9 protein-coding genes and 1 pseudogene are annotated in these 9,831 nt (G+C 36.6%); 5 read left to right on the top strand and 5 right to left on the bottom strand.

The features are described from left to right. The 5 genes and pseudogenes from AAV96_RS01210 to tviB form a co-directional block, all read right to left on the bottom strand. A pseudogene (locus AAV96_RS01210) lies at nt 1-187 on the bottom strand (polysaccharide biosynthesis protein); the annotation flags it as partial. Further along, nucleotides 180-1,265, bottom strand: coding sequence for a DegT/DnrJ/EryC1/StrS family aminotransferase (locus tag AAV96_RS01205; RefSeq protein WP_046738003.1), 1,086 nt, complete (start codon nt 1,263-1,265; stop codon nt 180-182). The gene AAV96_RS01205 and the pseudogene AAV96_RS01210, both read right to left, overlap by 8 nt. Nucleotide 1,266: 1 nt before the next feature. Continuing rightward, nucleotides 1,267-1,845 (bottom strand): UDP-2-acetamido-3-amino-2,3-dideoxy-D-glucuronate N-acetyltransferase, encoded by a 579-nt coding sequence (wbpD, locus tag AAV96_RS01200; protein ID WP_046738002.1) that lies wholly within the window; start codon nt 1,843-1,845, stop codon nt 1,267-1,269. Further along, a complete protein-coding gene (locus AAV96_RS01195) occupies nt 1,842-2,792 on the bottom strand; it encodes a Gfo/Idh/MocA family protein (protein WP_046738001.1) in 951 nt (316 codons plus the stop codon). The genes wbpD and AAV96_RS01195 overlap by 4 nt, the downstream gene beginning before the upstream one ends. A 26-nt stretch (nt 2,793-2,818) precedes the next feature. Beyond that, nucleotides 2,819-4,114: a Vi polysaccharide biosynthesis UDP-N-acetylglucosamine C-6 dehydrogenase TviB gene (gene tviB / locus AAV96_RS01190; RefSeq protein ID WP_046738000.1), complete on the bottom strand. Its 1,296-nt coding sequence runs from the start codon at nt 4,112-4,114 to the stop codon at nt 2,819-2,821. 344 nt (nt 4,115-4,458) lie between these two features. On the opposite strand from tviB, the gene AAV96_RS01185 reads away from it, so the two are divergent. The 5 genes from AAV96_RS01185 to AAV96_RS01165 all read left to right on the top strand — a co-directional run bounded on the left by AAV96_RS01185 (nt 4,459) and on the right by AAV96_RS01165 (nt 9,811). Continuing rightward, the gene (locus AAV96_RS01185; protein ID WP_046737999.1) at nt 4,459-5,559 is read left to right on the top strand and encodes a polysaccharide biosynthesis/export family protein; all 1,101 of its coding nucleotides are present in this window, start codon (nt 4,459-4,461) and stop codon (nt 5,557-5,559) included. A gap of 2 nt (nt 5,560-5,561) precedes the next feature. Further along, entirely contained in the window at nt 5,562-5,990 is a 429-nt protein-coding gene (locus AAV96_RS01180; protein WP_046737998.1) for a low molecular weight protein-tyrosine-phosphatase, read from the top strand. Nucleotides 5,991-6,006: 16 nt separating this feature from the next. Further along, nucleotides 6,007-8,196, top strand: coding sequence for a polysaccharide biosynthesis tyrosine autokinase (locus AAV96_RS01175; protein ID WP_046737997.1), 2,190 nt, complete (start codon nt 6,007-6,009; stop codon nt 8,194-8,196). Nucleotides 8,197-8,373: 177 nt separating this feature from the next. After that, complete coding sequence (locus tag AAV96_RS01170) at nt 8,374-9,081, top strand: FKBP-type peptidyl-prolyl cis-trans isomerase (RefSeq protein WP_004665347.1); 708 nt, start codon at nt 8,374-8,376, stop codon at nt 9,079-9,081. Between the two features lie 46 nt (nt 9,082-9,127). Further along, nucleotides 9,128-9,811 carry an FKBP-type peptidyl-prolyl cis-trans isomerase gene (locus AAV96_RS01165; protein ID WP_046737996.1) on the top strand — a complete coding sequence of 228 codons (684 nt, stop codon included), beginning with the start codon at nt 9,128-9,130 and terminating at the stop codon, nt 9,809-9,811. Nucleotides 9,812-9,831: the final 20 nt, after the last annotated feature.

Genomic DNA, 9,831 nt, shown 5'->3' with positions numbered 1-9,831 from the left:
TTCTATTTATTAAATCATTTAATAAGCAAATATTATCTGGATAATATCTCTTATTTACAGAGCCAGTTTCGGGTAAAATATATTTTTTATTAAAACTACTTTCTCCCCAAAAATTTATTTCAGGTTCTATAAATTGCTCTCCACCCTCATAAGGAAAGCTTGCTGTCAGCATTAATAAATTAGACATTTAGATATCCAGATATAATAAAATCTAAATCTGTCTTGTTTAAATAAGGGTGCATAGGTAAGCTCATGACTCTTTCTGCAATCGCATCACCTACAGGTAACCATACATTTGTATCAGCAACTGCTGGTTGTTTATTCAATGGAATTGGATAATGTACAGCTGTTGGAATACCTTGCTCTTGTAACTCTTTTTGGATTTCTGCTCGATTATCGACCTGAATCGTATATTGTGCCCATGCGCTGGTATTATGTGGCTCTAGGTATGGTGTGGTGTGAACACCGGCTTGATTAAATAACTGATTATAAATTTCAGCTACTTTTTGACGAGCCTGCATTTCATCATCCAAAATTTCTAATTTTGGTAATAAAATTGCTGCTTGAATAGTATCTAAACGGCTATTAACGCCAACTCGAATATGGTGATAACGACGATCTTGTCCATGGCGAGCAATTTGTCGAATGACTTTAGCTAACTCCTCGTCATTAGTGAAAATTGCACCACCATCGCCATAACAACCTAATGGTTTACTTGGGAAAAAACTAGTACAAGCAACTGTACTTAAATTACAGCTTTTACGACCTTTATAAGTCGCTCCAAAACTTTGTGCAGCATCTTCAATCACAGGAAGATTATACTTCGTGGCAATCGCATTGATGGCATCAAAGTCAGCACACTGACCATATAAACTCACAGGAATAATAGCCTTTGTTTTAGGTGTAATTGCTGCTTCTAATTTTTCAACATCTAAATTATAGGTCTTAGAATTTACATCTACATAAACAGGCTTTGCACCTAATAATGCAACAGTTTCAGCAGTAGCAATATAAGTAAAACCTGGAGTAATTACTTCATCACCTGGTCCAATACCAAATGCCATTTGTGCGATTTGCAGAGCGTCTGTCCCATTCGCGCAAGTAATACAATACTTCGCACCAACGTAAGCAGCTAACTTTTCTTCTAGTTCTGTTACTTCTGGCCCCAAAATATATTGACCATGTGTCAATACACTCTGAATACCTGCATCAATTTTATCTTTAATTCGATTTTGCTGTGCTTTTAAATCAATAAAGTCAATCATATTAACTCTGCTTTGTTAATGTCGTTCCATCGAGTTGATAAACTGCTCCTGTATGAGAACAGGTTACTTGTACCTGTCCTTGTAAAGGAAGATCAAGCTGCTCACCAAATTCACTCATCCAACCAATCTGTTTAGCTGGCACCCCCACCATTAACGCATAGGCAGGCACATCTTTATTTACGACTGCACCAGCTCCAACAAATGCATAAGCACCAATGGTAACACCACAGACAATAGTACAGTTTGCCCCTAATGTGGCACCCTTTTTCACCAGTGTGTCACGATATTGATCTTTGCGTTCTATCAAAGAGCGCGGGTTATATACATTGGTAAAAACCATGCTTGGGCCACAAAATACGCCCTCTTCCAGAACGACATTATCGTAAACCGATACATTATTTTGAACTTTACAGTGATCGCCAATGACAACGCGGTTACCCACAAATACGTTTTGACCTAAAGACACACCTTTACCGATTTTGGCGCCACTACATACATGAACAAAATGCCAAACACGTGAATCTTCACCAATTTGTGCACCATCATCAACTATGGCTGTTTCATGTTGATAAAAGCTCATGCCTTTTTCACCTTTGCCAATAATGGGTGTGGATTTTTCGGGTTTTCAACAATTGGAGATACACGAATCACTTCAACTGTTTCAATCGCAGCACGGTTTTCTTCAACACCATAACCTTTACCTTCCAAAACACGTTGATAGCTTTGTGTATGGAGATCAGTAAAGCCACCTGAGAACTCAAGCTCCTCATTTTCAATCGTGATACTACGGTAAGTCAGTTTTTCGCCTTGCACTGCATTTTCTGGTAAATTATTTGCATCAATTGACAAGAACCAACGTACACGCGCACGCTCATACTCTAAATAACCAGAAGCTGTTTTTTCGCCACGGAAATGCACTTCATTTTTAACGATTTTCCCAAAAATAAAATGAAGCATGTCATAGAAATGCACACCAATATTGGTGGCTACACCACCTGATTTATTGTCCACTCCCTTCCATGATTTTAAATACCATTTCCCACGGGAAGTCAGGTAAGTTAGGTCAACATCGAATACTTTATCTGCTGGCGCAGCTTGAACTTTATCACGTAATGCAATAATTGATGGATGTAAACGTAGTTGTAAAATCGAGTTTACCTTGGCACCATACTGTTTTTCATATTCAGATAGCATATTTAAATCTTCTGAATTCAGCACCAATGGCTTTTCACAAATGACCTCAATGCCATTTTTCAAAGCATATTTCATATGAGGTGCATGTAAATAGTTCGGTGAGCAGATTGCAACATAATCTAGCTTTTCACCTTTTAATTTTTGGTCTTCTACATATGCTTCAAATTCTTCAAACTCAGTGAAGAACTCAGCCTCAGGAAAATGACTATCCATAATTCCTACAGAATCATTCACATCCATAGCAACAGTTAAAGTATTGCCTGTTTCTTTAATCGCTTTAAGATGACGTGGTGCAATGTATCCGGCTGCACCAATAAGAGCAAATTTTTTCATCATTTCACTTCTTTTCAATTTCTAAATTATAGACGGAATACTGTAAAACCATGTTCAGCTATGATTGTACGATTAAATAGGCCTTTAACATCCGCAAGAACAGGCTTATCGTTGCGCACATATGTTTTTAGTTCAGCAGCAGACAAGTTACGGAATTGATTATGTCCAACAGCGACAACAAGTGCATCGACAGGGTGTTCAGCATCAACAAGCCCCAACTCAATACCATACTCGTGCTTCACTTCGTCAGCATCAGCCCATGGGTCGGACACAACCACTTGAGCCCCCCAAACCTCAAACTCTTTAATTAAGTCTGCAACTTTACTGTTACGAATATCAGGGCAATTTTCTTTAAAAGTTACCCCTAGCACCCCAACTTTTGCACGAGGGACATCGATGCCATTTTGAAGCATTTTCTTAATAGTATTACGTGCAACATAACGTGCCATGTTGTCATTGATACGGCGGCCAGCCAGAATCACTTGTGGGTGATAACCCACCTCTTCCGCTTTATGTGTTAAATAATATGGATCAACACCAATACAATGCCCACCGACTAAACCAGGGCGAAATGGCAAAAAATTCCATTTACTTCCAGCTGCTTCAAGTACATCGATAGTATCGATACCCAAACGGTCAAAAATCACAGAAAGCTCATTGACCAAAGCGATATTTAAATCACGTTGTGTATTTTCAATTACTTTGGCTGCTTCTGCGACTTTGATACTAGATGCTTTATGAGTGCCTGCCGTAATAATACTAGCGTAGACGGCATCAACAGTATTCGCAATTTCTGGCGTACTGCCACTGGTTATTTTTTTAATCTTGGTTAAAGTATTAATTTTATCCCCAGGATTTATACGTTCAGGGCTATAACCTGCAAAGAAATCTTGATTGAATTTTAAACCCGATATTTTCTCTAAAATTGGAATACAAACTTCTTCTGTTGCACCAGGGTAAACTGTTGATTCGTAAACTACGATGTCACCTTTTTTTAAAGCTTGACCTACTGTTTCACTCGCTTTTTTCAAAGGTGTTAAATCTGGACGATTTACTTGATCAACTGGTGTTGGAACTGTAACAATAAAAAAATTAGCTTCTTTTAAATCATGTAAATTCGCACTAAAGTTAAGCTGATCTGCTTTTTTAAGGTCATCTGATGAGACTTCTAAAGTATGGTCCTCTCCACGCTTCAGCTCATCAATACGACTATGATTAATATCAAATCCAATAACTGAACTTTTTTTCCCAAACTCGACAGCTAACGGTAAACCCACATATCCCAAACCAATAATTGCTATTTTTAATTCGGCAAGTTTCATAAAATTAGCCTTAATCCCTACAATGTATTTAAAATTCAAATGAAAGAAATAGAAACCATCAATTTTTCTGGGCACAATATAGCAGAGTTTTGCTCGACACTATAACGAAATTGTATAACGTATTTTTCTTTTTAAGCGGTTTCACTCATAAATTCTACTAAAATACAATATTATCAATAATTAACAAAATCGTTTGTCCAGTCAGATAAACTTAACATACAAAGCTAAACGATTAATCGGTGATTTTTTAGGATTTTTGAGCTAGAATTGGCAAAATTCTAAGTCTAAACACATATGATTGTGTCTAAGCTGATATAAATTTTATAAATATTCAAGGGTAAATTGTGAAGCATTATCAATTATTTTCCATCCTTGCAATTAGCTTAAGTGCTGTTGGATGTGCTGTCACTTCTGGTCTTCAAACTTACGATATTCCAAATGAAGGGGTTTATAAAACTGATCTTGGGACGACTGTAAGTGTTATAAAAATAACTCAAGATACATTACAATCGATAAAACCAACCCAGTTGAATTACCAACAAAACTATACCGATTTATTCAACCAGCCTCAGCACGTATACCGTTTAAGTTCAGGTGATGTTTTATCCATCCAACTCTGGGCATACCCTGAAATCACCCCGCCTGTAAACAATCTGACGAATGATCAATCGATTCAAGCCAATGGATACCCTATTGATTATACTGGATTCATCCAATTGCCCTTAGTCGGTCGATACAAGGCATCCGGTAAAACTTTAAGTCAATTAACTACAGAATTACGAAATCAATTTGCTCATTTTTTAAAAAATCCTGACGTAATTGTTAGAGTCTTAAACTATCAAGGACAACGGTATTCTGTACAAGGAAGTGTAAAAAAAGGCGGACAATTTTATTTAAATGACCAACCTATCAATTTATATACTGCTCTTGGTATGGCTGGTGGTGTATCTGAATTAGGTGATAATACTTATATACAATTAGTACGTAATGGTACTACTTATAATCTCAATACACTTGAATTAGAAAAAGCAGGCTATTCGTTACACAAACTTTTAATTCGACCAAACGATACAATTTACGTAAGTACTAAAGACAATCAGAAAATATATATTATGGGTGAGTCTGGTAAAAACCAAGCTCTGCCAATGCGCGATCAGGGCATGACTTTAAGCGACGCTCTAGGTGAAGGTTTAGGTTTGAATCCTTTATCCGCAAGTGCTAGCCGAATTTATGTATTACGCACTAACGTAAATGATCATCGAACTGAACTTTATCATTTGAATTTAATGAGTCTAGGTGACTTTGGGCTAGCAAATCAATTCCGTTTACGTAGTAACGATATTGTGTATATTGATGCAACTGGCTTAACTCGCTGGCAACGTGTTATGAACCAGATTGTACCTTTCTCCAGCGCACTTTATAGCTTTGATCAGCTAGGTAAGTAATCATGCAGATTCAAAGTATTTTAGTCGTTTGCGTTGGTAATATTTGTCGTAGCCCTATGGCAGAATACTTACTAAAACAGGATTATCCTCAGCTAACGATAGAGTCAGCAGGTATTTCTGGACTTTCAGGTCATCCTGCTGATGACAAAGCACAGCTATGTATGCAACATTTAAATATTGATATGAGTAGGCATATCGCTAAGAAATTAAATACTGAGCACTTAAAAAAAGCAGATTTAATTCTCGTGATGAGCAAAAATCAGCAAGCTCATATTGAACAAACATGGCCTTTTGCTAAAGGAAAAGTTTTCCGCTTAGGCCATTGGCAAAATAAAAATGTGCCAGACCCATATCAGCATGATCAGACCTTTTTCGATGAGACATGTCAGCTTATTCAACAGTGTGTCACTGATTGGAAAAATTATATTTAACTTTTAGATTAAGATTATGAGCCAAAATACCAATACTGAAGACACAATTGACTTGAAAGAGCTTTTTTTCTCTCTTATTGCTCAATGGAAATTAATTGCTTTATTTATCATTCTTAGTCTTGTATGTGCACTTTTGTACCTTCGTGCAACACCTGATACTTATTCAGTTGATGCCTTAGTTCAAGTTGAAGACAGTAAGGGAGCCTCAGCTGCTTTATTAGGCGACTTGTCACAAATGATTGATCAAAAATCACCTGCTCAGTCTGAAATCGAAATTTTAAAATCTCGTTTAGTTTTAGGATCAGTAATTCAAGCACTGCATCTCGATCTTAATATTTCCAGTACAGAAGATAATTTACGTAATCGATTACTCAAAAAACCACACTATACCACCGAATATAACCCTCAATCTATTATCTTCAAAGATAATACCAAGCAATTTGAAGTAAGAGATTTTTTAATTCCTAGTCAATTCCTTGATAAAGGTTTGACGCTCAATTTCAAAGATCAGAAATTCTTTTTAATTGATCCCAAAAATGATCAGGTTATATTTACTGGCATACTTAATCAGCCAAATTCCACCCAAAATAAATATGGTTCATGGAAAATAAGTGTTTTTACAAAAGACACTTTAACCAGTTCATATCGAATTCATAAGAAATCTTTACCCGCTGCTGTCAATTCTCTTAGTTCAAATTATACAGTTGCGGAAAGAGGAAAACTGACTGGAATTCTTGGTTTGAACTATCAGGGGCAAGATAAACAGCACATTACCAAAGTTTTAAATGCTATCTTATCTGCATATAGCGCCCAAAATGTTGCACGTCGTTCTGCTGAAACTGCCCAAACGCTTAAATTTCTAGATGAACAACTACCAGAGTTAAAGAAACAGCTTGATAATGCAGAACGTGAATTTAATAGATTCCGTCAAAAATATAATACTGTTGATGTCACCAAAGAGTCTGAGCTTTACCTTACTCAAAGCATCACTTTAGAAACAAAAAGAATAGAATTGCAGCAACAACAAGCTGATTTAGCTGCCAAATATACTAATGAGCATCCAGCTATGCGAGAAATTAATGCTCAAATTACTGCAATTAATAAACAAATTGGTGATTTAAATAGTACATTAAAACAACTTCCAGACATCCAAAGACAATACTTGCAACTCTATCGTGAAGTTGAGGTCAAAACTCAACTCTATACGGCTCTACTGAATTCGTATCAACAACTCCGAATCGCAAAAGCTGGAGAAATTGGTAATGTTCGTATTGTAGATACTGCGGTTGAACCTGTCGAACCGATTAAGCCAAAGAAATTACAAGTACTTATTCTTGCTATTTTCTTTGGCGGTTTTCTGGGTACACTTATTGCCTTATTACGTAATATGTTGCGCACGGGTATCAAAGATACTGGGCAAATTGAGAATGAATTCAATCTACCTGTTTATGCAACTGTACCCCGCTCTCCGATTCAAGAGACACGTATCAGTATTTTAAAGAAAAAGAAGACTATTCCTATTCTTGCGGTTAAGCATAATGATGATATTGCAATCGAAAGCTTACGTAGTATTCGAACTGCGATTCATTTTGCACTCGCAAGTGCAAAAAACAATGTCATTGTGATTGCAGGCCCTTCTCCTGAGGTTGGTAAATCATTTATCTCAACCAATTTGGCGACTATCTTTGCGCAAAGCAATAAGAAAGTTCTCTTGATTGATGCAGATATGCGTCGTGGCTATATGCATAAATATTTTAATTTAGATGTAAAGCCTGGTTTATCTGAATTTTTAAGTCATCAAGCTGATCTAAACCAAGTGATTAATGCAACTGAAGTAGATGGCTTAAGTATCATTACGCGAGGTAAAAGTCCAACGAATCCATCGGAAATGTTAGGATCTGAGCAGTTTGAATTATTACTTAACCAATTAAGCCAAGAATATGATCATATTATCATTGATACGCCACCTGTACTTGCTGTAACAGATGGAATTATCATTTCTCAATATGCGGGTGTGAACTTACTGGTAGCACGCTATGCTAAATCACAAATGAAAGAGCTTGAACTAAGTTTAAGTCGCTTTGAACAAGCGAATGTCAAAGTAAATGGCTTCATTTTAAATGATATTCAACGTGCTGGTGCTGGTGCTGGTTATGGGTATGGATACAATTATTCATATGCTTACAAAGCAAATAAAGATGATTAAAAATCCATCACAATAATCATCTCAAAAAGCCAGATCTCAAAGTCTGGCTTTTTATTGATAAACACATAAACTATATAAAAAATACACGCATTTTTTAGCTGAGTTATTCAATGCTTAAGCTTAGACATGCTAAGATCATGACAATATTTTTTATTAAAATCTTACTTCGGACATCTCATGAGTAAAGCTTTACCTGTCATTGCAGCAGTCGTTTTAGGTGGCGCAGCCCTTGTTCCTGTTTACTATGCTACTCAGCATCCAACGACTGAACTTGGATCAAAAGCTGATAAGAATGCAGCGCCTGTTGCAAAAATCAGTTATGCCTTAGGCTATGAAGTTGCAAAACAAACACCACCTGAATTGGAAACAGCTGCATTTATCACAGGTTTCCGTGATGGGCATGCCAAAAAGCCTGCTGCATACACCGAAGAAGAATTACAAGCTGCTTATATGGAATTCCAAAAGGAACTTCAACAAAAACAACTTAATGAAACAAAAAAAGCTGAAACCACAAACAATAGTTTTTTAGCTGAGAATGCGAAAAAAGAAGGTGTGAAAACAACGGCTTCCGGTTTACAGTACAAAATTATTAAAGAAGGTACTGGCAAACAACCTGTCGCAACGTCTGTTGTGAAAGTTCACTATAAAGGTCAATTAACCGATGGTAAGGTCTTTGACAGTTCTTATGACCGCGGTGAACCAATCGAGTTTCCACTCAACCAAGTGATTCCAGGTTGGACAGAAGGTTTACAATTGATGAAAGAAGGTGGCAAAGCAACGCTTTATATCCCTTCTCAGCTTGCTTATGGAGAACAAGGTGTTCCTGGTTCTATTCCACCAAATAGCACATTAATTTTTGATGTCGAATTAATCGCTGTAAAATAAATAGTACCAAGGAGAGCATACGCTCTCCTTTATTTTGGAAGAAATAATGAAAAAACTAAGTTTAATTTTAATTGCCTCAATGATGGGGACAGCACATGCAGCACCAATTACTTTAAAAAGCCCTCAAAAAGATCAGTTAGGATATAGTTACGGTTATTTAATTGGTAAGAGTTACGCTGAGACATTAAAAGATCTTGATATTGCAACAATCTCACAAGGTCTAGATGAAGCCATACAAGGTAAGTCTGCATCGTTAACTGATGAAGAAATGATTAATCTATTAAGCCAATATAAAAAGCGTCTAGAAGCAAAACAACTCATAGAATTTCAGGAGCTTGCTCAAAAAAATGAGCAAATTGGAAAAGCGTTTTTAGCTGAAAACACAAAGAAAGCTGAGATTACAACCACCAAATCAGGTTTACAGTATCAAGTGATCCAAGAAGGCAAAGGCAAATCACCTAAATCAACTTCAACAGTGAAAGTAAATTACGAAGGACGACTCTTAGACGATACGGTATTTGACAGTTCAATTGCACGAAATCATCCAGTTGAATTCAAACTTAATCAAGTCATTGCAGGTTGGACTGAAGGCGTTCAAACCATGAAAGTAGGTGGTAAAAGTCGTTTCTTTATTCCAGCAAATTTAGCATATGGTGAAGTGGGTTCAGGTGATGTGATTGCGCCAAATAGCACACTAATTTTCGATATTGAATTACTAGAAGTAAAATAAGAAAAACCTCCTGTACAGGA

Source organism: Acinetobacter sp. AG1 (genome assembly GCF_001005525.1).
In the GTDB taxonomy this organism is placed as follows: Bacteria; Pseudomonadota; Gammaproteobacteria; order Pseudomonadales; family Moraxellaceae; genus Acinetobacter; species Acinetobacter modestus.
The sequence above is the reverse complement of the archived record's forward strand: the minus strand, read 5'-3'. Positions and strand labels throughout refer to the sequence as shown.